This is a genomic window from Marinobacterium lutimaris (assembly GCF_900108065.1).
Taxonomy (GTDB): Bacteria; Pseudomonadota; Gammaproteobacteria; order Pseudomonadales; family Balneatricaceae; genus Marinobacterium_D; species Marinobacterium_D lutimaris.
Map to the genome: position 1 here is coordinate 17,759 of NZ_FNVQ01000008.1, position 25,094 is coordinate 42,852.

The 25,094-nt window shown below is 58.8% G+C and carries 23 protein-coding genes; 15 read left to right on the top strand and 8 right to left on the bottom strand.

Annotation, left to right across the window (positions count from 1 at the left end; all coding sequences use genetic code 11):
* The first annotated feature begins 30 nt into the window (after window positions 1–30).
* The 6 genes from C4S72_RS23810 (at window position 31) to C4S72_RS23835 (ending at window position 6,024) form a co-directional block, all read left to right on the top strand.
* Window positions 31–1,113 (top strand): ABC transporter ATP-binding protein, encoded by a 1,083-nt coding sequence (locus C4S72_RS23810; protein WP_104005711.1) that lies wholly within the window; start codon window positions 31–33, stop codon window positions 1,111–1,113.
* 57 nt (window positions 1,114–1,170) lie between these two features.
* On the top strand, window positions 1,171–1,869 hold the full coding sequence (locus C4S72_RS23815; RefSeq protein ID WP_104005712.1) for an HAD-IA family hydrolase: 699 nt from the start codon (window positions 1,171–1,173) through the stop codon (window positions 1,867–1,869).
* A 1-nt stretch (window position 1,870) separates the two neighbouring features.
* Window positions 1,871–3,190 carry an NAD(P)/FAD-dependent oxidoreductase gene (locus tag C4S72_RS23820; RefSeq protein ID WP_104005713.1) on the top strand — a complete coding sequence of 440 codons (1,320 nt, stop codon included), beginning with the start codon at window positions 1,871–1,873 and terminating at the stop codon, window positions 3,188–3,190.
* A 39-nt stretch (window positions 3,191–3,229) separates the two neighbouring features.
* The gene (locus C4S72_RS23825; RefSeq protein ID WP_104005714.1) at window positions 3,230–4,279 is read left to right on the top strand and encodes an ABC transporter substrate-binding protein; all 1,050 of its coding nucleotides are present in this window, start codon (window positions 3,230–3,232) and stop codon (window positions 4,277–4,279) included.
* A gap of 66 nt (window positions 4,280–4,345) precedes the next feature.
* Window positions 4,346–5,245: an ABC transporter permease gene (locus tag C4S72_RS23830; protein ID WP_235009250.1), complete on the top strand. Its 900-nt coding sequence runs from the start codon at window positions 4,346–4,348 to the stop codon at window positions 5,243–5,245.
* The gene (locus C4S72_RS23835; protein WP_104005716.1) at window positions 5,242–6,024 is read left to right on the top strand and encodes an ABC transporter permease; all 783 of its coding nucleotides are present in this window, start codon (window positions 5,242–5,244) and stop codon (window positions 6,022–6,024) included. Before C4S72_RS23830 ends, C4S72_RS23835 begins: the two co-directional genes overlap by 4 nt.
* A 73-nt stretch (window positions 6,025–6,097) precedes the next feature.
* On the opposite strand, the gene C4S72_RS23840 is transcribed toward C4S72_RS23835, so the two are convergent.
* Entirely contained in the window at window positions 6,098–6,718 is a 621-nt protein-coding gene (locus tag C4S72_RS23840) for a cupin domain-containing protein (protein WP_104005717.1), read from the bottom strand.
* A gap of 255 nt (window positions 6,719–6,973) precedes the next feature.
* Between C4S72_RS23840 and C4S72_RS23845 the strand changes: the two genes are divergently transcribed.
* The 4 genes from C4S72_RS23845 to C4S72_RS23860 all read left to right on the top strand — a co-directional run bounded on the left by C4S72_RS23845 (window position 6,974) and on the right by C4S72_RS23860 (window position 10,464).
* The gene (locus C4S72_RS23845) at window positions 6,974–7,723 is read left to right on the top strand and encodes a substrate-binding periplasmic protein (RefSeq protein ID WP_104005718.1); all 750 of its coding nucleotides are present in this window, start codon (window positions 6,974–6,976) and stop codon (window positions 7,721–7,723) included.
* A gap of 72 nt (window positions 7,724–7,795) precedes the next feature.
* On the top strand, window positions 7,796–8,452 hold the full coding sequence (locus C4S72_RS23850; protein WP_104005719.1) for an amino acid ABC transporter permease: 657 nt from the start codon (window positions 7,796–7,798) through the stop codon (window positions 8,450–8,452).
* Entirely contained in the window at window positions 8,449–9,180 is a 732-nt protein-coding gene (locus C4S72_RS23855) for an amino acid ABC transporter ATP-binding protein (RefSeq protein WP_104005720.1), read from the top strand. Before C4S72_RS23850 ends, C4S72_RS23855 begins: the two co-directional genes overlap by 4 nt.
* Before the next feature lie 6 nt (window positions 9,181–9,186).
* Window positions 9,187–10,464 (top strand): NAD(P)/FAD-dependent oxidoreductase, encoded by a 1,278-nt coding sequence (locus C4S72_RS23860; protein WP_200826890.1) that lies wholly within the window; start codon window positions 9,187–9,189, stop codon window positions 10,462–10,464.
* A gap of 68 nt (window positions 10,465–10,532) precedes the next feature.
* Here C4S72_RS23860 and pssA read toward each other — a convergent pair whose 3' ends face one another.
* From pssA to C4S72_RS23890, 5 genes are all read right to left on the bottom strand, one after another.
* Window positions 10,533–11,303 (bottom strand): CDP-diacylglycerol--serine O-phosphatidyltransferase, encoded by a 771-nt coding sequence (gene pssA / locus C4S72_RS23865; protein ID WP_104005721.1) that lies wholly within the window; start codon window positions 11,301–11,303, stop codon window positions 10,533–10,535.
* 83 nt (window positions 11,304–11,386) lie between these two features.
* Window positions 11,387–12,376, bottom strand: a complete 990-nt coding sequence (locus C4S72_RS23870) for a patatin-like phospholipase family protein (RefSeq protein ID WP_104005722.1) — start codon at window positions 12,374–12,376, stop codon at window positions 11,387–11,389.
* 118 nt (window positions 12,377–12,494) lie between these two features.
* Window positions 12,495–13,073, bottom strand: coding sequence for a protoglobin domain-containing protein (locus C4S72_RS23875; RefSeq protein WP_104005723.1), 579 nt, complete (start codon window positions 13,071–13,073; stop codon window positions 12,495–12,497).
* A 533-nt stretch (window positions 13,074–13,606) separates the two neighbouring features.
* Window positions 13,607–14,434 (bottom strand): dienelactone hydrolase family protein, encoded by an 828-nt coding sequence (locus C4S72_RS23885; RefSeq protein WP_104005724.1) that lies wholly within the window; start codon window positions 14,432–14,434, stop codon window positions 13,607–13,609.
* 99 nt (window positions 14,435–14,533) lie between these two features.
* A complete protein-coding gene (locus C4S72_RS23890) occupies window positions 14,534–16,414 on the bottom strand; it encodes a sigma 54-interacting transcriptional regulator (RefSeq protein ID WP_104005725.1) in 1,881 nt (626 codons plus the stop codon).
* Between the two features lie 320 nt (window positions 16,415–16,734).
* On the opposite strand from C4S72_RS23890, the gene C4S72_RS23895 reads away from it, so the two are divergent.
* The 5 genes from C4S72_RS23895 (at window position 16,735) to C4S72_RS23915 (ending at window position 20,994) form a co-directional block, all read left to right on the top strand.
* Complete coding sequence (locus C4S72_RS23895; RefSeq protein ID WP_104005726.1) at window positions 16,735–18,201, top strand: CmpA/NrtA family ABC transporter substrate-binding protein; 1,467 nt, start codon at window positions 16,735–16,737, stop codon at window positions 18,199–18,201.
* Window positions 18,202–18,204: 3 nt separating this feature from the next.
* A complete protein-coding gene (ntrB, locus tag C4S72_RS23900) occupies window positions 18,205–19,032 on the top strand; it encodes a nitrate ABC transporter permease (RefSeq protein ID WP_104005727.1) in 828 nt (275 codons plus the stop codon).
* A gap of 3 nt (window positions 19,033–19,035) precedes the next feature.
* On the top strand, window positions 19,036–19,947 hold the full coding sequence (locus C4S72_RS23905; RefSeq protein ID WP_104005728.1) for an ABC transporter ATP-binding protein: 912 nt from the start codon (window positions 19,036–19,038) through the stop codon (window positions 19,945–19,947).
* A gap of 59 nt (window positions 19,948–20,006) precedes the next feature.
* Entirely contained in the window at window positions 20,007–20,447 is a 441-nt protein-coding gene (cynS, locus tag C4S72_RS23910; protein ID WP_104005729.1) for a cyanase, read from the top strand.
* Window positions 20,448–20,520: 73 nt separating this feature from the next.
* Window positions 20,521–20,994, top strand: a complete 474-nt coding sequence (locus tag C4S72_RS23915; RefSeq protein ID WP_104005730.1) for a nuclear transport factor 2 family protein — start codon at window positions 20,521–20,523, stop codon at window positions 20,992–20,994.
* A gap of 140 nt (window positions 20,995–21,134) precedes the next feature.
* Here C4S72_RS23915 and C4S72_RS23920 read toward each other — a convergent pair whose 3' ends face one another.
* Together C4S72_RS23920 and C4S72_RS23925 are read right to left on the bottom strand one after the other, a co-directional pair.
* Window positions 21,135–23,150, bottom strand: coding sequence for a glycoside hydrolase family 3 protein (locus C4S72_RS23920; RefSeq protein WP_160115582.1), 2,016 nt, complete (start codon window positions 23,148–23,150; stop codon window positions 21,135–21,137).
* Window positions 23,151–23,583: 433 nt separating this feature from the next.
* The gene (locus C4S72_RS23925; protein ID WP_104005732.1) at window positions 23,584–25,092 is read right to left on the bottom strand and encodes a sodium:solute symporter family protein; all 1,509 of its coding nucleotides are present in this window, start codon (window positions 25,090–25,092) and stop codon (window positions 23,584–23,586) included.
* Between the last annotated feature and the right edge of the window lie 2 nt (window positions 25,093–25,094).

Genomic DNA, 25,094 nt, shown 5'->3' on the forward strand with positions numbered 1-25,094 from the left:
GACAAAACGAAAACCGGAACGAGATAAGCTATGAATACCAGTCACAGCAGCGGAGTTTCTATACGAGGCGCAAGTAAAAGCTACGGCGAAACTCAAGCTTTAAAACCGGTAAATCTCGAAATTAAAAAAGGCGAATTCGTTTCGCTATTAGGTCCTTCGGGCTCAGGTAAAACAACATTACTTGGTTTATTAGGCGGTTTTGTAATGCCATCTTCCGGTTCTATCTGGGTAGATGGAAAAGATATGACCTTCACTCCGCCGCACAAGCGTGAGATCGGCATCGTATTCCAGAGCTACGCGCTGTTCCCACACATGACCGTGGGTGAGAACGTGGCCTTTCCGCTGCGCGCAAGACGCCTGCCCAAGTCCACCTGGCCGGAAAAGGTCAAGAAGGCTCTGGCGATGGTGGAGCTGGATGGTTACCAGGATCGTAATATCGCTGCACTTTCCGGCGGTCAGCGCCAGCGTGTAGCCCTGGCACGCGCCATGGTTTTCGAGCCCAGCCTGATCCTGATGGATGAGCCGCTCTCCGCGCTGGATAAACAGCTGCGCGAAAACATGCAGATAGAACTGCGCAACCTGCACAAGCGCCTGGGCGCCACCATCGTCTATGTGACCCACGACCAGGGCGAAGCACTGACGATGAGCGACAGGGTCGCGATTCTGCGTAACGGCGAGCTGGTTCAGATCGGCGCGCCGGAAGAGCTTCACAACAACCCCAGAGATTCCTTCGTTGCCGACTTTATCGGTGACTCTACCCTGGTATCGGCCACCCGCCTCGATGGCAATCGAGTCAAGGTGGGCTCAGCAGAACTGACCACGGCGCGGGCTCTGCCCGATTCCAACGACCTGTTCCTGTCGATCCAGACAGAGAAACTGCTGATCGACGACGGTAGCCACCCGGACTGCGTCAACCGCCTCAGCGGCAAAGTCACCGACGTGGTGTACCAGGGCGACAGCCTGCGCGTTTACCTGGAACTGGATAACGGCAAGGCGATCACGCTGCGCCAGCCCAGCCACTACACCGCCAGCAAACAGATTCCCGCCATCGGGGAGACCCTCAGGGTCGCACTGCATCCGGAAGACACCATCGTCGTGCCGCAATGTGCCTGAGCCGACGACCACAAACACACTCCACAACCTGCAATCATTGATAGGAGCTTTCCACTCATGGAGCTTACCGATTTTAAAGTACTGACATTCGACGTAGTCGGCACTCTGATCGACTTCGAATCCGGCGTTCTCAACGCGGTGCGTCGTATCGGTGGCGAAGTTGCCCAGCGTTACACCGACGACGAGATCTTTGCGCCCTACAAGGAAGGCCGAGATCTGTTCCCGGGTCGTTCCAGTAGTGCCATGGCCGATGTTTACAAGCACCTGGCGATGAAACTGGACCTGCCGGCCGATCAGGAATCCGCCGACGCCTTCCAGCTGGCCGTGCTGCGCTGGCCGGCATTTGAAGACTCCATCGAAGCGATGCAGCGCCTGCGCAAGCACTTCCGCCTGGTGGCGATGACCAACGCCGACCGCACCGCTTTCACCGCCTATAACCACACCCTGGGCTACCCGTTCCATGACAGCGTCACCTGCGATGAGACCGGCTGTCCGAAACCCGATCCCAAGTACTTCGCCTACAACAAAGGCCGCCAGTTCGCCTTTGGCTACCAGCAGAACGAGATCCTGCATGTAGCACAGAGCCAGTACCACGACATCGGCGTCGCCAAGGCCGAGGGTTACACCACCTGCTGGATCGAGCGTCGTCACGACCAGGCCGGCTTCGGCGGCACTCCGGATCCGAAAGAAGTCACCAAGCCCGACTTCCACTTCACCTCCATGAAAGCACTTGCCGACGCGGTAGAAGGACTCTGAGATGAACGCGTTGACCTCAGCTCCTGTTAACTCACTCTGGCAGGCCACCACGGCCTTTCCAGACGGCTTTCCAGTTTTTGAAGGGGACAGCGAAGGGAAGGCTACCGCTGATGTGGTCATCATCGGCGGCGGCTTCACCGGTCTGTCGGCGGCGCATCATCTCGCCTCGGCGGGCATGCAGCCGATCCTGCTGGAAGCAAATCCCATTGGATGGGGCGGAAGCGGAAGGAACGGCGGCGTCGTCACCGCCAAATACCGCATGAGTTTTCCGGAGATGACGAAGGCGTTCGACCTGGACACAGCCAAGCGTATGCACCAGTTGGCGCATGCGGCGGTGGACAAGGTCGAAGAGATGGTCAACGCCTATCAGATCAGCGACGCCAAGTTCCAGCGCAGCGGCAACCTCAAATGCGCGCACAACGCACATTCGCTGCAGCACGCCATAGAGGAAGCCGAGTGGATCAAGCGCGAACTGAAGGATGACACGCTGAACATCCTCAGTCGCGAGCAGGTGGCCGAGGAGACCGGCACCGAAAGTTTCGTTGGCGGTATCCTCGGTCTGAATGTGGGCACGGTACATCCGCTGAACTATGTGCGCGGCCTGGCCCAGGGGATCAATGATCGCTTCGGCCAGGTGGTTCATCAGTGCAGCCCGGTCGCATCGATCCAGTATGAAAACGAGGGTGTCCGGGTCACTACCGCATCCGGCGCCAGCGTGCTGGCCAAGCAGATCATCCTCGCCACCAACGCCTACTCCGACCTGTTTCCCAGCACCGAATATATCCGCAAACGCACCATCCCGTTCCGCAGCTCGATGATTGCCACCGAGGTGCTCAACGACGAGTTACAGGCCAGGCTGCTTTCGAACGAGCGCAGCTACGTGGAAACCCGCCGCATGATGCGCTGGTTCCGCAAGGCCGAGGGCCGCTTCATGTTTGGTGGTCGTGGCGCCTTCGGCAAGGAGGATTCCCAGGCTGCGTTCGACGGTCTCTACAAGGCAATGACCGAAATTTTCCCTGCGCTAGAGGGCATCAAGGTGGACTACCAGTGGTCCGGGCACGTCGCGATGACGCTCGACGCCCTGCCCCATGTGGGCCGTCTTGATGAGCGCACCTGTGTGGCCGCCGGCTTTAATGGCGCCGGTGTCGCCCAGTCCACGCTGCTCGGCAGTCTTGCCGGCCAGTTCGCCCTGGGCGAAACACCCAACGTCGCCCTGCTCGATGCTCAACGATTCAAAGCTGTACCTTTCTACGCGTTCCGTGAAATCGGCATCCGTACGGTTGCTGGTTGGTACCAGTTCCTGGACGCCATCGGGCGCTGAAGACGCTGTCTTTCACCTGAATTTTTGGAGAACCACACGATGAAGTACAGAAATCGCTTATACCAACTGATGGGGTGCACCTTTCTCTCCGCTGCACTGCTTGGCGCCAACGCCAACGCCGCAGACAAAGTCACCTTCGTCTCTCAGGGCGGCGCCTGGCAGGATGCCCAGACTGTGGCCATTCTGGACCCGATCACCGAGCAGTACGGTATCGAAATCATGCAGGACAGCGCACCGGATGCCTGGCCGATGATCAAAACCCAGGGCACTACCGGTCAGGCGGTATGGGATGTGGTTGATACTCCGCCACTGAACTGCGTACGTGGCGGCCAGCAGGGCCTGATCGAAGAGATCGATTACGCCAAGGTGCCTAACGCGTCGAGCATGCCGGACGCCTACAAGACGCCTTACTCCGTGGCTTACGAGTTCTACTCCAGCGTACTGGCCTACAACAAGGACAGTCTGGAAAAGGTACCGACCAACTGGGTCGACTTCTGGGATGTGGAAAACTTCCCCGGCAAGCGCGCCCTGCGTAACCACCCGCTGGCCACCCTGGAAGCCGCACTGCTGGCAGACGGCGTAGCGCCGGACGCACTCTATCCGCTGGATGTGGATCGCGCCTTCGCCAAACTCGAAGAGATCAAACCCTACATCACCACCTGGTGGACCTCCGGCGGCCAGTCGGCGCAGCTGCTGTTCGACGGTGAAGTGGACATGCTGATGATGTGGAACGGCCGTGTCAGCGCCGCGGTTGAAGCCGGCGCCAATGCGGGCATGAGCTACGACCAGGGCATCCTGCAGAGCACCCACCTGTGCATGATCAAGGACTCCCCAAACCCGGAAGCGGCGGTGAAATTCCTCAACGCTGCGATCTCCCCGGACCTGCAGGCCAACCTGCCGCTGCATATCGATTACGGCCCGGGTAACCCGGCTGCTTTCGATACCGGCAAGATCTCTGAAGAGATCGCCAAGACCCTGCCTAGCTACCCGGAAAACGCCGCCAAGCAGGCGATGATGTCCTACGAGTGGTGGGCATCCGAGAAGGGTGAGGCCGCCGAGCGCCGCTGGCTGGAGTTCATGCAGCAGTAAAACCACCTGTGTGCAGGGCCGGCCCGGTGCCGGCCCCTTTCCGTCACAGATGTACAGGAGATTTCCGTGTCTACGCTAACCATACCTTCGACGGAGTCAACGACCGCAGCGGTCGACCCATCGGTCAAACTGCTCAAGCGCGAGCAGCGGACCATGCTGATGCTGCTCTCGCCGGCACTGGCCGTAGTAACACTGCTACTGGTGGTGCCACTGGGATGGTTGTTTATACAATCGTTCTATTCCGACGGGTTCACGCTTGAACATTACGCGCGGATATTCACCGAGGGCATCTACTGGAAAACCTTTGCGCTGACTTTCAAGATCAGCATTATCGTGACCATCGCAGCCCTGCTGCTGGGTTACCCGGTGGCCTACGCCATCACCCGCCTGCCAAGACGCTGGTCGATGATCGTGCTGGCGGTGGTCATTGTCCCTTTCTGGACCAGTATTCTGGTGCGCGCCTACGCCTGGCTGGTGCTGTTGCAGCGCTCCGGCGTGGTCAACGACTCACTGATGGCGATCGGCCTGACCGATAAACCCCTGTCACTGGTCCATAACGAGCTGGGCACCATTATCGCCACCGTGCATATCCTGCTGCCGTTCATGGTGCTGCCGCTCTACTCCACCATGCAGAAGATCCCCAAGGACCTGCTGATGGCCGGTTCAAGCCTCGGCGCCTCCCCATTCATGGTGTTCTGGCGCGTGTTTTTCCCCATGTCGATGAGCGGCGTGATTGCCGGCTCAACCCTGGTGTTCGTGCTTTGCCTCGGCTTCTACATCACTCCTGAGCTGATGGGTGGCGGTCGCACCGTGATGGCCTCCATGCTGGTGAGCCGAAACATTCAGCTTTACAGCGACTGGGGCGCCGCCAGTGCCGTCAGTGTCGTGCTGCTGGTCTGTGTTGTTCTGATCTTCAACATCGTCAGCCGCTTTGTACCACTTGAGAAGATACTGGGTAGCAAATGAAGAGCATCAATCTGACAAAAATCGTCTTTGTGGCGGTCGTCCTGGCAGTACTGGTCTACCTCATCCTGCCGATTCTGATCGTGGTACCCATGTCCTTCTCGGACAGCCGCTTCATGAGCTTCCCGCCGCCGGGATACTCGCTGCGCTGGTACGAAAGCTTCTTCGACAGCCTGGCCTGGATGTCGGCCGCGGGCACCAGTATTACGCTGGCCTTTTCCACCGCCATCATCGCCACCCCGCTGGGTGTGGCGGCGGCCTATGCCATCCATAACTGCGATCACTGGACCGTACGTTATGTGAAGCTGATCCTGCTGCTGCCGCTGATCGTGCCGATCATCATCGTCGCGGCGGGTGTGTTCTTCATCTACGCACTGACCGGGCTGCTGGCGACCATGCCTGGCCTGATTCTGGCGAACGTCATGCTGGCCATGCCCTACGTGATCACCTCGGTTATTGCCGGGCTGTACGGCTTTGACAAGACTCAGGAGATGGTGGCCCGCAGCCTCGGCATGAACCGCTTTCGCGCCTTCATGACCGTGACCCTGCCGCAGATAAAACCCAGTGTGGTCACCGGCGCTGTGTTCGCCTTTATCCAGGCGCTGGATGAAACCATGGTGGCGCTGTTTATCTCCGGCGGTGAGAACCAGACCATCACCAAGCGGATGTTCACCGCGCTGCGCGATGAGATCGACCCCACTATCGCATCGATCAGCACGCTGCTCACGGCAGCTTCATTCGCCCTGGTGCTGCTGATCACCATGAGTCGGAAACGCGCCTGAATCACATAAGCGGAAGCAAAACGAGCGGCCCTGGGGCCGCTCGTTTTGTTGTGTCAGCAAGAGTCGCCGGTGGTTACCAGACTGCCGGCGTCGTTACCCAGAGAATCCGCGTTGGCGTATCGGCCAGGTTCTGGAATTTGTGCGGCAGCGTACTTTGGAACTGAAACGAGTCGCCTTCACTGAGCAGGTAACGATCGCCATCGACATAGAGCTCCAGGCGCCCCTCAAGGACGACGCCACACTCCTCCCCTTCGTGGGTATAGGGCTGCTCGCCGGAACCACCGCCCGGCTCCAGCGAGATCTCCATCAGCTGCAGCTCGGAGGTGTCGGAGGTGGTCAGAAACTCCTTCACCATCTTCTTACTGCCGAAGTTAACCACCCGCCGATCCACCTTTCGGATGATCCGCCCGGTCTCGTCCCGGCTGCTGTCGCTGGCTTCAATCAGGTAGTCCAGGGGGACATTAAGTTCTTTGCAGATGCCGCGCAGCACGCGCACCGAGGGCGAGGAGATCCCCCGTTCGATCTGGCTGAGCAGACCAACGGATATCCCCGTATTGCTGGCGACGGCACTTAATGAAAGCCCCCGCTCAATGCGGGCGCTGCGAATGGCACCGCCCAGCGCTACATCCGCGTCTGTATTCGACGCTGCATTGGAGGGCTCTGCGGAGGGGGCGTGGTAGTTATCATTTTTCATCTTGGTGAAAACTTTCAGCTGTTATTGCCCATAGGTTACCGAATATCAGCCGCTGCTTATAGCTAAAAATAGCCGTTTAGTTTCAAAATCATGAAACCAAACAGCGAAAAATCGACAACAAACCAACAAATAAAGTGAAAAAACCACCTTGCCGCGGATGTAATTTTCATTATATTGAAAATACATGCTCGCATCAGAACGGGCCGACATCAGCCTGTGAAGTGGGTTATCAGACTTACCAAAAGGAGTTATTTCATGTCATTGAAAAACCGCTTAAGTATCTGCGCACTCTCTCTTGCCATCGGTCTGGCGAGCACCACCACTTCCGCTGACGAGCTGGACGTGGGCGTAACCACCACCGGCATCCCGTTCACCTTTGTCGACACTCAGACACAGGAGCCCACCGGCGCCATGGTTGACCTGGCCAAGGCGATTGCCGCGAAAACCGGCGACACGGTCAGCTTCGAGATTACCGCCTTCTCCGCGCTGATCCCTGCACTGAAAACCGGCAAGATAGATATGATCTCCGCCGGCATGTTCGCCACCGAGAAGCGCGCTGAAATCGTCGACTTCTCCGACGTGGTCTACAGCTATGGCGACGCCATGTTCGTAGCCTCCGACGATGACACCCCTTACACCATCGATGATCTGGACGGCGAAGTGGTCGGCGCCCAGGTCGGCACCACCTTTGCTGATGCGCTGCAGGCGCGCGGCACCTTCAAGGAGGTCAAACTCTATGACGCCCTGCCGGACATCATGCGCGATGTGAAACTGGGCCGCCTCAAGGCAGGCTTTGGCGATAAGCCGATCATCGCCTACCAGATTGGCCAGAATCCGGGTCTGGGTGTACGCATGGTCGGCACCTACGAAGCGGCCAAACAAAGCCCCCTGGCCCTGGCGGTCTCCAAGGACAACCCCGAACTGCTGGCGCGGGTGAACAAGGCGATCGCCGAAATGAAAAGCAGCGGCGAACTGTTCGATATCTTTGCTAAATACGGTCTCTGATCGAGCCCGCCATCTCCCCGGGCCGGACCTCTCCGGCCCGATGCTCAGCCCAACACCGAATATGTGAATGCTATGAACGACTTTCTTACCCGGTCAGCGGAGTATCTGCCTCTGCTGCTGAACGGTCTGTGGCTGACCGTGGCCGTGACCGTACTATCGCTGGTGCTCGCCACCGCCCTGGGCCTGCTCTGGGCACTGCTGCGTACTTCCGGCGTGCCCTGGCTGTCGGGCCCAACCCGTGTTTTCGTGGAGCTGGTACGCGGGATACCGATCCTGGTTGTACTCTTCTACATCTACTTTGTGATGCCCGAGCTAGGCGTCGACCTGACCGCCTTTCAGGCGGGTGTTATCGGCCTGGCGCTGACCTACTCCTGCTATATCGGCGAGACCTTCCGTGCCGGTATCGAAGCGGTGGACAAGGGCCAGATTGAGGCGGCCAAATCGATCGGCATGAAGCGTCCGATGATGATGCGCCGCATCGTGCTGCCGCAGGCGTTCAAAATCGTGATGCCGCCCTACGCCAACAACTCGGTAATGCTGCTGAAAGACTCCTCCCAGGTATCGGTGATCTCCGTGGCGGAGCTGACCATGCAGGGCAAGATGCTCGCATCCTCTACCTTCGACAACATGACTGTATTCACCCTGGTCGCCCTGCTCTACCTCTGCCTGACCATCCCGCTGAACCTGGGCATGGGCCGTATCGAAAAAATGTTGAGGCGCTCACGATGATCAGTTTTAACAATGTCCACAAAGCCTACGGCGATCACGAAGTGCTCAAGGGTATCAATGCCGAGGTCGGCAAAGGGCAGGTGGTCTGCCTGATCGGCCCCTCGGGTTCTGGGAAATCCACGCTGCTACGCTGCGTCAACGGCCTGGAGGAGTATCAGAAGGGCGATATCCTGATCGATAACGACCGCGTCAACGCCGAAGCCAAGTCGATCCATGCCCTGCGCACCCGTGTTTCCATGGTGTTTCAGCGTTTCAACCTGTTCCCCCATATGACGGCACTGGAAAACGTGATGGAAGGCCCGGTTCATGTCCTCAAAGAGAGCAAGGCCGACGCCCGCAAACACGCCGAGGAACTGCTGACCCGTGTTGGGCTCAGCGAAAAAATGGATTTCTATCCCTCTGCTCTTTCCGGCGGCCAGCAGCAGCGAGTCGCCATCGCCCGTGCTCTTGCCATGAAGCCGGAGGCGATTCTGTTTGACGAACCCACCTCGGCACTGGATCCGGAGATGGTCGGCGAGGTGCTGCAAGTGATGCGTTCACTGGCGGAAGAGCACATGACCATGATCGTGGTGACCCACGAGATCCAGTTCGCCCGTGAAGTTGCCGACAGCGTACTGTTCCTTGATGGCGGCAAGATCGTCGAGCAGGGACAGGCCCGCGAGGTATTGACCAACCCACAACATGAACGCACCCAGGACTTCCTGCGCCGCGTCACACACCCGGTCTAAGAAAATATGACTGACCCGAACAAGTCGCTATGGACGGCGACTGCCCGCCCGGCCGAAAGCGATGAAACTAGCCATGAAACCCTGCACGGCACTCATCGCACCGATGTCGTTATCATCGGCGCCGGCTTTACCGGCCTGACTGCCGCCCTCAAGCTAGCCGAGGGCGGCGCCAAGGCGATTGTGCTGGACAGTGTCGAACCTGGCTTTGGCGCCAGTGGGCGCAATGGCGGCCAGGTTATCCCCGGGCTTAAATACGATCCGGACCAGGTAGACCAGATGTTCGGTGAAGCCAGCACCGACTTTATCGGTCGTGCCGCGGATACCGTCTTCGAGCTGATCGACAAATACCGCATCGATTGCAGTCCGGTGCGACAGGGCTGGATTCAGCCCACGATCAAACAGGCTCACCTGCCGACCCTGAAACGGCGGCTGCTGCAGTGGCAGAACCGGGGCTGCAACGCAGAGTGGCTGGATGCTGACCGCATGCAGAAACTCACCGGCAGCCCCTGTTTTGTCGGCGGCTGGATCGATTATCGCGCCGGCAGCCTGCATCCACTTAACTTCGTGCAAGGTCTTGCGCGTGCCGCCACTGACGCAGGCGTCACCATCAGCAGCCAGAGCGAAGCCACCAGCCTGCAGCGCAATGGTGATAACTGGATAGTTAAAACCGCTGCCGGGGCCGAGATTATCGCCAGCCAGGCAGTGATCGCCACCAACGGTTATTCGGGCAGCCTGCTGCCCAAACTGCGCGCCACCATCGTACCGGCCAACAGCTTCCAGATCGCCAGCGAACCGCTGAGTGAGTCGCAGCTGAACGAGATTCTCCCCACCCGGGCGGTGGTTTCCGATACCCGCCGCCTGGCCAACTATTTCCGTATCAGCCCCGACAACCGGCTGATGCTTGGGGGTCGCGGTACGTTCAGCGAGCCCGCCAGCCTGAAGGACTACGGCAAGATGATGGCCGATCGCCGTATGCTGTTCCCGCAATTCCCAGACCTGAAGGTGGACTATGCCTGGTCTGGCCGCATCGCGATGAACCGCGAGCATCTGCCGCATATCCACCAGCCGATGCCCGGCCTGACCATGGCGCTCGGTTTTAACGGTCGCGGCGTGGCCATGGGCTGCTCCATCGGCGGCGCCATTGGTGAGCACCTGCTCGACTCCCGTGTCAGGCTGCCGTTGCCGTTCAGTGAGATGAAGCCACTGCCTCTGCACGCCTGGCACCCCTTCTATGCAACGCTGGCGATCTGGTACTACCGCCTGCGCGATCAGCTGGAAAACTGAGCCCCCCTCTCCTGCCCACAAACAAAAACGCCCCGAACAGGTCGGGGCGTTTTGAATTACGCTTGCGTTTACTTGGCGCTGCGGGGGCGGCGGCGCCAGAGCCAGAGCAGCGGGCCAGAGATCGCGTACAGCAGGAACAGCACCCAGAGGAACAGCGCCGGATTGGTGGCGATCACCGCTACCACCAGAACGATGGCGGCCAGCTTGAGGAAATGGATCCGGCCTTTGAAATCCACATCCTTGAAGCTGTAGTACAGAATGTTACTGACCATCAGCACACCGGCCAAAGCGACGTACACCGCCATACCGTAGGCGAAACCGCTGGGATCGATTTCATTGACGGTGCAGAACCAGATCAGACCGGCAATCGCCGCGGCAGCCGCCGGGCTCGGCAGGCCCATAAAGTAACGCTTGTCGATGGAGCCGATCTGCGTGTTAAACCGCGCCAGACGCAAGGCGCCGCCGGCACAGTATACAAAGGCAGCCACCCAGCCAACCTTGCCCAGGTCACTCAACACCCAGGTGAAAGACACCAGAGCCGGCGCAATACCGAAAGACACCATGTCGGACAGGGAGTCGTATTCAGCGCCAAACTTGCTCTGCGTTCCCGTCATCCTGGCCACACGACCATCCAGCCCATCGAACACCATCGCCAGGAATATGGCCACGGCAGCGGCCTCGAAACGCCCGCTCATCCCCGCAATTACGGCATAAAAACCGGCAAACAACGCACCGGTGGTAAACAGATTGGGCAGCAGGTAGATGCCGCGGGGTTTGCGCCCCTCCTGTCCGTTCTCAGCCGATTCGTTCTGCGGCTGCGGATCACTCGAGTCAGTCATAGGTCTCCGTCTCTTAAAGGCACTCGGTGGCCACATTCTACTCGACACCCAGCGCCTCGCCCAGCCGGCAGGGGTGGTTGATATCAGAGAAAATTGCGTTGCAGAACACAGCTTGTTCGCTTACCCAGTTTATTACCGTGCAGAGAGATAAACCGGCTGGCCTGATCCCGGCCCCGATCGCGCAGCTCATAAAGAAAGCTGCGGCTGGTATCGTACTTGGTGGATCGGTGCAACGAAGCCAGGGTTTCGTCCGGCCCCACCAGATGAAACCTGAGATGACGAAAACGCCGTTCGAGATTCCCCAATAGCCAGGGCCGGCGCTTGAGCCGCTGCTGCATCAAAATGACGGCGCGCATTTCACGCATAAACGCGGTCTGAAAACCGAGCTCCGCCACCCGGTCGGCGATCGCCTGAGAAGAGGTCGGCAGGCCCGCTCGTTCCATCGGCTGCAGCAGCACCATCAGCAAATCAAGGCTCTTGCCCTCCATCAACAGGGGGTAGAGCACAGGGTTACCGGCAAAACCGCCATCCCAGTAATACTTGCCCTCGATCTCCACGGCTTGATGGAGCTTGGGGAGACAGGCGGATGCAAGCAGGTGCTCCACCCGCAGCTCGTTCTCGCGAAACAGTTTCAGCTTGCCGTTATCGATCGCGGTGGCAGCGATGTAAAGCTTGAACGGCGAGGCTCGCCGGAGCGCCTCGAAGTCGACACTTTTTTCCAGCAGACCACGCAGAGGATTGATATCGAAAGGATTCAGATCATAGGGAGAAAGATGTGAACTGATACTCTGCCAGAGCCAGCCCACCGCATCGCCGAGCGCATTGCCGGACAGGTTCACCGGCTGCATCAGCTCTTCCCAGAACAGAGCGAGCTGTTCACGGGCACCCTCCACCCGGTTTTTACGCCAGCCCTCGGCCAGCATCAGGGCGTTCATGGCGCCAGCACTGGTGCCGCTGATACCCTCGATTTCGAACCAGGGCTCTTCCAGCAGGCGGTCGAGCACACCCCAGGTAAACGCGCCGTGAGCACCGCCTCCCTGGAGCGCCAGATTAAGTCGTATCCGATCCTTCATCCTGCCCCCTTCCTTTTGTGCACTGCACAAAAATTGCGCTATAAAAAGATGGGAGTCAAATGAAAGAAATTGGACAGGAGGCACTATCCTCCTTAAACCACGCCCCTTAAACCACGCCTCAAAGGCTGGGGCCGGTATCCCTGTAGGCTGACGCCAGGTTGTTGAACAATGCCCTGCTGATACCGGTAATTGCCATGAATTTTTCCAGCTCCTTGGCCAGCAGCGAGGTCTGGTAGGACTCCTGCATGATAATCAGGCAGAAGCCAGTCACGGCGCTGACCGCCTTCACCATTCGTCCCATCAGCGCCGGGTCATCGGCGTAAAGATTGGCGATAACAGGGATCAGGTGCTTCTGAATCAGCAAGGTGCCACTGGCCATAAACTCCACCGGCAGGCTCACCTTCACGTGCACGGCGCCCACATGGTGCATGTATGAGGCGAAATCGTCATCATAAGGACCGGTAAACACGCTATCCAGCCAGGCGTTGTGCGTCGCTTTCAGTGCGCTAAGGCGCCCTTCCAGAAACGGCCGGGCGGCGGGAATCAGCTGCAACTCAGCGTAAAACTTATCGGTGACGTCGGGCAGGTAGGGCAACAGTTTCGCTCCCTCAGCCAGTAGCAGCGCTTCATCCTCGCTGTCGAACCCCGAATACTGCTTTCCGTGCAGGCATAACTTGGCAAAATCCATCTGACTCATTGAAACACCCTTGTCCAAACCGATATCGCGGAGGCCATACCGGTGCAAAAGCGATATTTTCGCACGCACCTCGGGGCCGCCAAAGGCAGGAGCGGGGGTTTATGGCTGGGATCTATTGACCGGGCTCAAGGATCGGCTAATTAATACATCCAGCCCGCATATTTGCACTGAAAAGGCGCAGTGTCCCGACGTCTATGACGGGACAGCAACGCCGCAGTAAAGACACTTTAGATTAACGAGGCTTGGGCGGAAGCGTGGCGATACGACACTGCGCATCTTTGTAAGGCCCATTCACCCGGGTCCAGCCCTCACCGGGATCGAATTGACGACAAAGCCTGTGACCATCAACCTTACTCTCCCAGAGATACCAGGGAGCGGGTTTGGCAAAGGCCTGAATCGCCCAGATAGTTAACAGACAAGCAAGAATGGCTACGGCCACCCGAATAAACACCGTCGGACTCCGCGTATAAGGTAAAGGGTATTTTACTGACAGCTAAAGCAGGGTTCCGGTTCCGTCCAGAACCCTCGCGCCTTTATCCCAGCGTTTTGTAGAGGAAGCTCACCGTCCGGCTCCAGGCCAGGGCGGCATCCTCTTCGTCATAGCGGGAGCCGGTGGGGTTGGCAAAGGCATGATCCGCCACATACCAGTGCACCTCAAGATCGGTTTTACCGGCTTCGGCCATCGCTTTCTCGAAGCCGCCCACCATCTCTTCATTGATGTTGTTGTCCAGGGTGCCGAAATGGCCCAGCACCGGACTCTGCAAGGGCGCCAGCTCCGCGGCGGTTTTAGCGACACTGCCGTAATAGATCACCGTGGCATCAACCGGCGTGGCCAGGGAGGCATTCAACGACCAGCCGCCGCCAAAGCACCAGCCCAGGGTTGCCACCTTGCCGGTGCTGTTAGGGTGTTGCTTGAGCCAGTCGATCCAGCCCACCAGGGTCTGCGTGGCAAGCTCGGAATCCAGCGCCATGCGCAGCGCATTCGCCTCCTCCGGAGTGCTGCCGTACTCGCCGTTGTATAGATCCACCGCCAGTGCAATAAAACCCTGCTCGGCCAGCTCCGCCGCCACCGCCTTGATCTGGTCGTTAAGCCCCCACCATTCATGGATCAGCAGCACAGTGGGTGCCTTGTCGACACCTTCAGGCAGTGCCAGATAAGCGTTCGCGGTCTGCCCGCCCGGCAGCGCCAGCGATACCTTTTCCATGCGCTCACCTGCGGCCTGCGCCAGCTGGCTATCGGCCAGCACCACCGCCAAAGGCAGCGCCGCCATCCCTTTCAGAAAGGCGCGACGCTGCTCAAGCGGCGCCGTCGGTAGAGGCTTGTCTGAATATTTTTGTCCACAACCGGTGATATCGCACATCTTCTCTCTCCTTTAGCCAAGACGGTGCTTAAATTTTCAAAACTTAGATCAGGATAGACCCTAACCCTGTACTGAGTTCCCTCGGCATAGACCTTGGCGTCAGGCAGGTACGCTCAGATTTCCGCCCTTGAACCGCCTTGGGTCTATACCATGCTTCTTCAAACGAGACGCCAGCGTCGTGGGCTTGAGCCCCAGCAATACCGCGGCGCCATCCAGTCCAGACACCTTACCGCCGCAACATGTCAGCGCCTTGATCATGTTCTCTTTCTCCTGCTGCGCCATCAAACACGCCGGCAGCACTTCCTGGCCGGCAGCTCCGCTACCGCCCACCTCTGGCAATACTTCCAGCAGCTCCCTGAAGTGCAGCAGCTCGCCTTTAGCCAGGATCACCTGGCGCTCGATGACGTTTTCGAGCTCGCGGATATTGCCCGGCCAGTCATAGCGCTGCAGCGCTTCCATCCCCGCATTCGAGATCTGTAACCCGAACTTGTTCGCCCGCTGCTCGGTGCGCCGCAGAAAATGCAGCGCCAGCTGGGGAATATCCTGCTTTCGCCGCCGCAGTGGCTCAGACTCAATGGGAAATACGTTCAAACGGAAATATAGATCTTCACGAAACAGGCCATCGCTCACCAATTGGCGAAGATTGCGGTTGGTGGCGCTGATAATGCGCACATCCACCTGGCGTGTTTTTGCCTCGCCGACACGCTCAAACTGCTGCTCCTGCAACACCCGCAGCAGCTTACCCTGCTGATGCAGCGGAATCTCCCCGACTTCATCGAGAAACAATGTGCCGCCATCGGCCAGTTCGAATCGGCCTATGCGATCCTGAATAGCGCCGGTAAACGCACCCTTGGCATGACCGAAGAACTCGCTTTCGAACAGATCCTCGGGGACCGCAGCGCAGTTCACCCTGATCAGCGAGCGGCCGGCGCGATCACTCATCTCATGAATAGCCCGGGCGATCAGCTCCTTGCCGGTGCCGGACTCGCCGTGGATCAACACCGTCGAGTCCGTCGGCGCCACCATCTGTATCTGATGGAAGGTGTTCTGGATGGCGTGACTGTTTCCGATCAGCTGATGGTGGTTAAACTCGGAATTGAGCTCCTCCTGCAGGTAGGCGTTTTCCAGCTCCAGCCGGTGTTTCAAAGCCTGCACCTCTTCCAGCACCTCCAGCAGCCGACGTCGGTCCGCCTTTTTCTGCGAGACATCGCGAAACACCACCACCGCGCCGACAATCTGGCCGTTCTCCTTGATCGGTGTACTGGTGTACTCCACATCGATCGGCCGGCCATCCTTGCTCCAGAACACATCATCCTCAACGCTATGTACTTCGCCATCCCTGAACGCAGCAAAGATGGGGCAGCGCCTGGCATTGAAATTGGAGCCGTCGGCGTGGGAGTGATGCACGGTGGAGTGCATATTTTTTCCCGCCAGCTCCGCCGCCGTATAACCGAGGATCTCTTGGGCCGCCGGGTTCACAAAGGTAGTGAGGCCTTCGGTATCGACGCCGTAAATGCCCTCGCCGGCCGCATCGAGCAGCAGCTGGTTCTCACGCTCGAACTCCTGAAACACCCGCGCCACCCGGTTCCAGTGACCCAGCCCATGGCTGTGATGGCGGCTCGCATCGGAGCGGTCGCGCAGTATCTTCAACGCTTGCGCGGGTTGCAGGCTGAGGTACAGATACTGCCGTTCCCCAACCTGCACGCAGCGGCCGGAGATCTCCATACGCTCCGGCTGCGAACCGATGTCGACACTCAACCTGTCGGTCCAGCTCTGCCCCTTATCGAGCAGCTCCTGGGTGAACGTAATCAACTCGGGGAAGCAGTCACCAAAGAGCGAGCTGACCGGCCGGGATGTTAGTTCCTCCCGGCCGATGGCCAACAACCGGCTGGCTTCCTGATTAGCGCAGACGACGCTATCACCGACCGCATCAACGACCAGTTGCGCCGTGGCCGAGGCATCGAAGTGACGATCAAACATTCTTCCCTCCCTGAAGCCTTGCAGAAAACAGTTCTGTCAGGGGAAACAAGTTTCGCGCCAGGTTACGAGATTTCGTAAAAACCACTGGCGACATTTCGTATTTAACGAAATCTCGTCATTCTCTCCGGCTCAAACAACGAAGCGAAAACCAATCAATTTCAACAGGTTAAATTGAAGATCCGGGTTTGGCACCGGACTTGCCTTAGAGCTACTCAGCAAGGACAACGCGGCCTCAGGCAGCTCAAGGATCCCGCACTGCCTGGTGGCAAACGCACCATTTAGAACCAGAGCCTAACTTCACAACGAGAGGAAGCACGTTCATGACGACCAAGAGCCTGGCGAATCCGTTTGACGCGTCCAACAGCCTTACCCACTCCAATAGTTGCACCTGCGAGCTCTGCAGCGCAGAAGCTCGTTCCGCTCAGGGCCTTTCCGACCGGGACCGACAGATCCTGATGGAGAAACAGGCCGAAAAAGACCATATCCATCGGGCTGACGCGCCGACCGCCGACACCCGGTTCGACTCAAGCGACGACATGATGGATCGGGTAGTGGAGAGCGCCATCGTCCGCGGCGTATTTGGCCACCATGACCCGAGCCGGCGTAACTTCATCCGCATGATAGGTGGCGGCACCCTGGCCGCAGCGCTGGGCAGCGTTCTGCCGCTGGACAAGGTCAAGGCGGCGGTGAAGGAATCGATGGGGCCGCTGGAGAAAACCAAGCTCAAGGTGGGATTTGTGCCGATCACCTGCGCCACCCCGATCATCATGGCCGAGCCCATGGGCTTCTACGCCAAGTACGGCCTGGATGTGGAGGTGATCAAGACCGCCGGCTGGGCGGTAGCGCGCGACAAGTCACTGAACGGCGAGTATGACGCCTCGCACATGCTGACTCCGATGCCACTGGCGATGACCCTGGGTGCGGGCTCCAGCGCCACGCCGTACATCATGCCGGCGGTGGAGAACATCAACGGCCAGGCGATCGTGCTGCACAACAAGCACAAGGACAAACGCGATCCCAAGCAGTGGAAGGGATTCAAGTTCGGCGTCCCGTTCGAATACTCCATGCACAACTTCCTGCTGCGCTACTACGTGGCGGAACACGGCATCGACCCGGACCAGGATATCCAGATCCGTGTAGTGCCGCCGCCCGAGATGGTGGCCAACCTGCGCGCCGGCAACCTGGATGGCTACCTCTCCCCCGACCCGTTCAACCAGCGCGCCGTCTACGAGAAAGTCGGTTTTATTCACATGCTGACCAAGGATATCTGGGAGGGTCACCCCTGCTGCGCATTCGCCTGCAGCCAGAAGTTCGCCACCGAGATGCCCAACACCTACGCAGCACTGTTCAAGTCGATCGTCGATGCGACTCACTACTCATCCAAGCCGGAAAACCGTGCCGAAATCGCCAAGGCGATCTCGCCTACCAACTACCTGAACCAGCCGGAGGTGGTAGTGCAGCAGGTACTCACCGGGCGCTATGTGGATGGCCTGGAAGCCAAGGTGCAGGACGTGCCCGGCCGCATCGACTTCGATCCCTTCCCCTGGCACTCCATGGCGGTATGGATCCTCACCCAGATGAAGCGCTGGGGCTATATCAACGGCGAGGTGGATTACCGCGGCATCGCCGAGCAGGTCTACCTGGCATCCGATACCAGCCAGGTGATGCGTGATCTGGGTTACGAGCCGCCATCCAAGACCTATGAGAACTACATGATCATGGGCAAGGAGTTCGATTACACCCAGCCCGAGGCGTACATCAACAGTTTCGCCATCAAGCGGAGTTAAGCCATGGCCTCACTTAATGTGAAAGCCGTTATCGTCTCGCTGCTGATTCTGCTGGTCGGGCTCGGTGTCTGGGAGGCGCTGAACCAGCCTCCCGCCGCCAGCGCCGAAATGACCGAGTACGAGCGGCTGATGGGCGGCGCCGACCAGGAGGCGCGGGTTCCCCCGCCCTCCCAGGTGTTGAGCCACGCCTTCGATGAACTCAGCGATCCGTTCTACGACGCAGGCCCCAACGACAAGGGGATCGGTATCCAGCTCGCCTACTCCCTGTACCGGGTGCTGACCGGCTTTATCGCCGCCGCCCTGGTGGCGATCCCGCTGGGCTTTCTGATCGGTATGTCACCGCTGATGTACAAGGCGCTAAACCCGTTTATCCAGGTGCTGCGGCCGATCTCGCCGCTGGCGTGGATGCCACTGGCGCTGTTCGTGATCAAGGACTCGGAGCAGTCGGCGATCTTCGTCATCTTCATCTGCTCCATCTGGCCGATGCTGATCAACACCGCCTTTGGCGTCGCCAATGTGCGCAAGGACTGGATTCGCGTGGCCCAGACCCATGAACTGGGCGCCCTGAAGACCGCCTTCCTGGTGATTCTGCCGGCGGCGGCACCGACCATCCTCACAGGCATGCGCATCTCCATCGGCATCGCCTGGCTGGTCATCGTCGCCGCCGAGATGCTCGTCGGTGGTACCGGTATCGGCTACTACGTCTGGAACGAGTGGAACAACCTGGATTTGAACAGCGTGATCTTCTCGATCCTGATGATCGGGCTGATAGGCATGCTGCTGGACCTGGTGCTCGGGTCACTGGCGAAACTGGTGAAATACGAGGAGTAACACATGTCCAACCGCTTTTTAAGCATCGAAGGACTGAGCAAGAGCTACCCATCGAAATCCGGCGAGCTGGTGGTGTTCGAGGACGTCAATATCGGCATCGACAAGGGCGAGTTCGTCTGCATCATCGGCCACTCCGGTTGCGGCAAGTCCACCATCCTCAACGTGCTGGCGGGTCTTGATACGCCGAGCAGCGGCAACGTGATCATGGACGGCAAGGAGGTTTCCGGCCCCAGCCTGGATCGCGGCGTGGTGTTCCAGAACTACAGTCTGCTGCCCTGGCTGACCACCCTGCAAAATGTTGCCTTTGGCGTGAAAGCGCGCTGGCCCAAGTGGAGCAAGGATAAGGTCAACGAGCACAGCCGCCGATTTCTCGAGATGGTGGGCCTGGGTCATTCGCTGCAGAAGAAGCCCTCGGAGCTTTCCGGCGGCATGCGCCAGCGCGTCAGTATCGCCCGCGCCTTCGCCACCAGCCCAAAACTGCTGCTGCTCGATGAGCCGTTCGGCGCCCTGGACGCACTGACCCGCGGCATTATCCAGGAGGAGCTGATCAAGATCTGGGCTGAAACCCACCAGACGGTATTTATGATCACCCACGATGTGGATGAAGCGATCCTGCTCGCCGACCGCATCCTGCTGATGACCAATGGCCCGCAGGCGCGGGTGGCGGAGTCGGTGAAGATCTCCATCCCAAGGCCGCGCAGTCGGGCGGAGATTATCGAAACCCCGGCTTATTACAAGATCCGCAACTACCTGGTGAATTTCCTGGTGGCTCGCTCCGGCAACCTCTCTGGCTCAAGCGGCAGCGCCGCCAGCGAAACCCGCGAAGTGGATCCGACACTGCTCAGCAGCGAAGCCGACACCACAACCAGCAAGGAGCCGGCCCCGCCCCGGCCCAGGGCTGTGAATAACTATTAATCGCTTACACAACCGCCAAAAGTACGCAATAAGCACAGACAAAAGCCAAGGAGCTTCTGATGGACAAAGTGACAATGACCGAAACCATTATCGCCAGCAAACTGGAGAAGGGCCTGACCTGGGAAGCGATCGCCGAAAAGGTCGGCGCCTCACCGGTCTGGCTGACTTCCGCTTGCCTCGGCATGAACAGCGCATCACCGGAACAGGCCGCTGCGATCTGCGACTGCCTGGGGCTCGGCAGCGAGGTATCCACAGCACTGCAGAAATTCCCCACCAAAATCTGGGAACAGACCGTACCCACTGACCCGCTGGTCTATCGCTTTTACGAGATCATGGGCGTCTACGGCGACACCCTGAAAGAGGTGATCCAGGAAAAATTCGGCGACGGCATCATGAGCGCCATCGACTTCAACATGGAAGTGGATAAAGAGGAAAACCCGAAGGGCGACCGCGTGGTCGTGACCATGAGCGGCAAGTTCCTCAAATACTCTGCCTGGTAAGCTCTCAACTGGTAAATGCAGGATCCAATACATGGGCGGCGCATAGTGCCGCCCCTTTAGTGGAGAGACCGAGATGTCCACAGAACCGCGCCCGCCCTTACCGCCGTTTACGCGCGAAACCGCCATCCAGAAGGTCCGCGCGGCAGAAAACGGCTGGAACGGGCGTAAACCTGAACAGGTGGCGCTAGCTTATACACAGGATTCACTCTGGCGTAACCGCAGTGAATTTATCCACGGCCGGGACGAAATCATCCAGTTCCTGACACGAAAGTGGCAGAAGGAACACGAGTACCGCCTGATCAAGGAGCTATGGGCGTTCGACAGCCACCGCATCGCCGTGCGCTTTGCCTACGAGTGGCATGATGACAGCGGCCAGTGGTTCCGCTCCTATGGCAACGAAAACTGGGAGTTCGACGCTAACGGATTGATGCAGACCCGCCACGCTAGCATCAATGATCTGCCCATCGATGAGTCTGAACGTAAGTTCCTCTGGCAGCAGGAAATCCGTCCGGATGATCATCCTGGGCTCAGCGATCTGGGACTCTAAAAGTCCACCCGATGCCAGGCTGAAGCTCCACCCTGGGACTGGCAACACCGATGCAAAGCCCGGCGCGAAGCCGGGCTCTGGGGCAACCACTCATGATGGCCGCGATAGCTCAGTAGTGCGATAGCTGAATAGCCCGGTTATTAATAGCCCAAGCCAAAGCCTCGGGGAAACTCCGGATCATCGAGATCGTTAGGAATTTCCGAGCGCTGCTCTGTCACCGCGTTGTTATCAGCCGGCAACGCCATGGGCAACCTACCCTGTGGCGGTATTACACCAGTAATGACGCTCAGAATCGCATTATCACTGGCGCCGAAGTTGCCCAGCACGGCCTGGCTTTGCGCAGCCACTGGCGTGAGAATCGCCGGACGGCTGAGATCTGCGAGCGCGATCACAGGCAGCTTTCCAGCAAGGCTCTTTAGCATGCTGTATGCAGGTTCGTCATCGGCATAGCCGAGACTCCCTTCGACGAAATAGGGGTCAAACCCCGGATGGTCGTCCCCCGCCGGCATCGGCAGGTTCACGATCGCCAGCTCGGCCATCTCCGGGCGATCGACCGGAACCAGACCCACAGCGCGGGCAGCCTCTGCCGACAGACCCACCAGGTAAACACGCCGTCCGGCCTGCAGCGGCAGCAGCGGACCGCCATCTACCGCGGCGTTTTTCAGCAGCACCTGAGAACGAGCCTGGGTTTCCAGTCCCTGCTGCAGAAACGCCGGACTGGCAAACAGTGCTTCGGCTGCCTGTGGAGAGACATAGGGGTTATCAAAAAGTCCCAGCTCAAACTTCTGGCGCATGATACGGGTCACCGCCGCGTCTATGGCGGACTCAGACAACAGACCGTCGGTGACCGCCTGAGCCAGCAGATCGGCATCCTGCGAGCCGCCGAACTGATCGACGCCAATCGACACAGCGCGGGCGTATCGTTCCTCCGGGGAGAGCGACTCAACGCCCCAGGGCACCCCGAGACGACTTCCGAGACTATTCGCCTCTTCCCGCGTCATATCCGCCGGCAAGCCTTCCCGACAGATCTGATTACAGTCCCGTGTGACACCCCAGTCCGTCATCACCACCCCATTGAAATCGTAATGACCCCGTAGGAGCTCCTTAACCAGCGGCGCATTGAAAGCACCACCTTCGGTACCAAGCGTAATCCCTTTAGCCGTGATGCCGGCAGGCAAAGCGCCATAGGTCACCATTACCGAGCCCACATCGGCCGAGAATGCGCCCTCAAAGGGAATAAGGTGAGTATCGAAGCTGTCATCGCCAGCATCGAAGTCGAGCGTTGAGGCGTAAGGCATGATCGCATCGTAACCCTCCCGGGCTGCTCCGTAACCGGCAAAATGCTTGGCAACAGCCACGACACTATCCGCGCCGAGCCCGTTGTCGCCCGACTGGATGCCCTCGATCTCCGCTCGTGCCAACAGCGCAGAGAGTTCCGGATCGTCGCCGAACGTGCCGAACAGGCGCCCCCAGCGTGGCTCGCTGGCCAGGTCGATCTGCGGCGAGAGCGACACCCGAATGCCCACCGCCTTCAGCTCCTGGCGGGTGATATCGCCGTAGCGGCGAGCGAGATCAGTATCTCCCAGTGCAGCGAGCCCCAGCGGGTTGGGCCACTGCGAAAAGCCTTCAGCATCCACACTGGCGCCGCGCACCTTGCTATAGATATTGCGCGGATCAGAGCTGAAGGTGACCGGAATACCCAGACGGCTCCGCTCGGCCATTTTCTGTACGGCGTTGTTCGCTCTAGCAAGTTCACCTGGCGCTAACGTCAACCCGGTGATGAAAGTGTTGTAGCCTGCGGCGATCTGCTGCTCGACCTTTGCCGCGTCATAGTGACCCGAGTCATCGCTGGCGTAGGGGTGCATCATGGCGGCACTTTTTTCACTCAGGCGCATCCGGGCGACCAGGTCCTGTGCACGTCGCGCCGCGGGAAGTCGCCAATCCTCGTAAGGTTGAAGTCGGCCATCATGATTCAAATCACGAAAGGTAAAGCCGTCGAGGGTCAGGGTGTCGCCACCCAGACTGGGCTCTGCATAAGCAACATCCACGGCAGTGGAATCCAGACTGGTACAGCCGCTTACGCCAGCCGCCAGCGCGAGCAGCAAAAGCGACGCACGCAAAGGGAAACGGGCCTCAGGCGAAGCAGCCTCTCGCATCTTTCCTGCCTGATAATTGATTGAGCGATTTTTAAAACATAAAGAAACTACTGGGGGTTTAAGCATTGAAACCATCCGGTTTAACCAGTGTTTATGTCAAAGATTAGGAGTGGCGCCCATATTGAGAGCCCCTGAATCTCTAGGCGGATTGTTTAGGAAGCCAGGAACAGATTCTTGGCGTAGCCGACTTGAAGATTGATCTCCTTTGGGCTGCCACTTCTGCAAAAGACAGCCCCAAGGAGCGGGCATGAAACGCCGATATCTCATATAGCTATCGCGTTATATAGCTTTGATTTTTAAGAAGTTACTACCAAAGCCTTCTTTAGACAGACCCCGGTATTGGCCGCAAATCTCAGCCAGTATATGGACGCCTTATACCACAGGGAGACGCGATAAATTTATATCGCGGTCTCCTTCGGCCCTAATGGACTCATTACGCCTTCTGGGCAGCCATAGCCGGTGCAGATGAACGAGGAGCTTTCTTTTTAAGCACACTCTTCGACTCATCGATAAACTCATCCGCAATGGCGCCCGGGCGCTGGGTGCAGAGGCTGACGACCACATACAGCAGAGTCGCAACCGGAACGCCCCAGATCCCCGCAGGCAAGCCGAACAGCTTTCCGCCAGTGGCATAGATGTAGAGCACCAATGCGCCGGCACCCAGGGTGCTGGCCAGCACGCCTGCCGCCGTTGCGCGACGCCAGAAGAAGGCACCAATGGTTGCTGGCACCAGCACCGCAAGGCCCGAGGACGCGGCCACCGACAGTACGGCGATCAGATCCAGCTCCAGCTGGGCAAAGACGTAGGCCAGGATAGCGATAACGGGGATAACCAGCTTGCCCACCAGCAGCTGACGCGATTCAGGCACATCCTGCTTCACGTTCGCATAGACATCACGCGCCAGCATGGAAGATAGCGTCAGCATGATCGAGTCGATGGTCGATACCGCCGCAGCCATGATGCCGATCATAACGATAACGCCCAGCACCGGCGGCACCATGCCGGAGGAAAGCAGTGCCGGAGTCGCCATATCTGCCTTTTCCAGCGAGGGGAAAGCCACCAGAGCGGAAAAGCCCCAGAGCACAGACACCAGCGTATAGATGAAGCCGAAAATCAGGAAGCCGATCAGCATCTGGCGCAGCGACTTCAGCGATGAGGGCATAAACAGACGCTGACTCACCTGGGGGTTAGACAGGCTGAAGAAGAACCAGGGAATGGTCAGCCCCAGGAAGGTAACAAAGCTGAACAGGCCACTGCCGGGCACGGTCAGAGACTCTGGGTGATCCTTCTCCAGGGTAGCGAACATGGCGTCAAACCCGCCAAGCTTGTCGATTACGATCAGTGCAACGATGGTAGAGACCACGACCATCATGATCGCCTGCAGCGAATCGGTCCACATCACCGAGCGGATACCGGCGATATAGGAGAAGAACAGCGCCAGCACTGTGGCGAAAAGCACCCCGGTAGTGAACGAGATAGCGCCATCGGTCATCCCCGCCAACAGGTAGCCGACACCGGTCAGCTGTACCGCTGCGTAGGGGATAAGGAACAGGCAGCTGGCCAGCGCAGTAGAGGTGGCTACCGCCTTGCTCTGGTAGCGATGGCCCAGCATTTCACTGGGAGTGACATAGCCGAACTTCTTGCCGACGGACCAGAATTTAGGCCCAAAAATCGCGACCAGCGAAACACCGGCAAAATAAACGATCTCAAAGCCCAGGGCGCCGACGCCCCCCTTATAGGTCAGGCCCGCCAGGCCTACCATCATGAACGCGCTGTAGGTGGTAGCGCTGTAGCTCAGCGCGGAGACAAAACCGTTCATCTGTCGCCCACCGAGGAAGTAACTCGACATATCGGCGGCCTTGCCCTGACGGGAGAGTACTGCGATGCCTATCGCTATTACCAGATAGATGGCGACGGACCACCAGATTAATGATTCACTCATGC

Coding starts and splice junctions, on each gene's coding strand:
- C4S72_RS23845 (WP_104005718.1), top strand. CDS start 6,974: ATGTCATTGAAAAACCGCTTAAGTATCTGCGCACTCTCTCTTGCCATC.
- C4S72_RS23895 (WP_104005726.1), top strand. CDS start 16,735: ATGACGACCAAGAGCCTGGCGAATCCGTTTGACGCGTCCAACAGCCTT.
- pssA (WP_104005721.1), bottom strand. CDS start 11,303: ATGACTGACTCGAGTGATCCGCAGCCGCAGAACGAATCGGCTGAGAAC.
- C4S72_RS23925 (WP_104005732.1), bottom strand. CDS start 25,092: ATGAGTGAATCATTAATCTGGTGGTCCGTCGCCATCTATCTGGTAATA.
- C4S72_RS23920 (WP_160115582.1), bottom strand. CDS start 23,150: ATGCGAGAGGCTGCTTCGCCTGAGGCCCGTTTCCCTTTGCGTGCGTCG.
- C4S72_RS23815 (WP_104005712.1), top strand. CDS start 1,171: ATGGAGCTTACCGATTTTAAAGTACTGACATTCGACGTAGTCGGCACT.
- C4S72_RS23825 (WP_104005714.1), top strand. CDS start 3,230: ATGAAGTACAGAAATCGCTTATACCAACTGATGGGGTGCACCTTTCTC.
- C4S72_RS23810 (WP_104005711.1), top strand. CDS start 31: ATGAATACCAGTCACAGCAGCGGAGTTTCTATACGAGGCGCAAGTAAA.
- C4S72_RS23890 (WP_104005725.1), bottom strand. CDS start 16,414: ATGTTTGATCGTCACTTCGATGCCTCGGCCACGGCGCAACTGGTCGTT.
- C4S72_RS23885 (WP_104005724.1), bottom strand. CDS start 14,434: ATGTGCGATATCACCGGTTGTGGACAAAAATATTCAGACAAGCCTCTA.
- C4S72_RS23875 (WP_104005723.1), bottom strand. CDS start 13,073: ATGAGTCAGATGGATTTTGCCAAGTTATGCCTGCACGGAAAGCAGTAT.
- C4S72_RS23835 (WP_104005716.1), top strand. CDS start 5,242: ATGAAGAGCATCAATCTGACAAAAATCGTCTTTGTGGCGGTCGTCCTG.
- C4S72_RS23915 (WP_104005730.1), top strand. CDS start 20,521: ATGTCCACAGAACCGCGCCCGCCCTTACCGCCGTTTACGCGCGAAACC.
- C4S72_RS23870 (WP_104005722.1), bottom strand. CDS start 12,376: ATGAAGGATCGGATACGACTTAATCTGGCGCTCCAGGGAGGCGGTGCT.
- C4S72_RS23855 (WP_104005720.1), top strand. CDS start 8,449: ATGATCAGTTTTAACAATGTCCACAAAGCCTACGGCGATCACGAAGTG.
- C4S72_RS23850 (WP_104005719.1), top strand. CDS start 7,796: ATGAACGACTTTCTTACCCGGTCAGCGGAGTATCTGCCTCTGCTGCTG.
- cynS (WP_104005729.1), top strand. CDS start 20,007: ATGGACAAAGTGACAATGACCGAAACCATTATCGCCAGCAAACTGGAG.
- C4S72_RS23820 (WP_104005713.1), top strand. CDS start 1,871: ATGAACGCGTTGACCTCAGCTCCTGTTAACTCACTCTGGCAGGCCACC.
- C4S72_RS23860 (WP_200826890.1), top strand. CDS start 9,187: ATGACTGACCCGAACAAGTCGCTATGGACGGCGACTGCCCGCCCGGCC.
- C4S72_RS23840 (WP_104005717.1), bottom strand. CDS start 6,718: ATGAAAAATGATAACTACCACGCCCCCTCCGCAGAGCCCTCCAATGCA.
- C4S72_RS23905 (WP_104005728.1), top strand. CDS start 19,036: ATGTCCAACCGCTTTTTAAGCATCGAAGGACTGAGCAAGAGCTACCCA.
- ntrB (WP_104005727.1), top strand. CDS start 18,205: ATGGCCTCACTTAATGTGAAAGCCGTTATCGTCTCGCTGCTGATTCTG.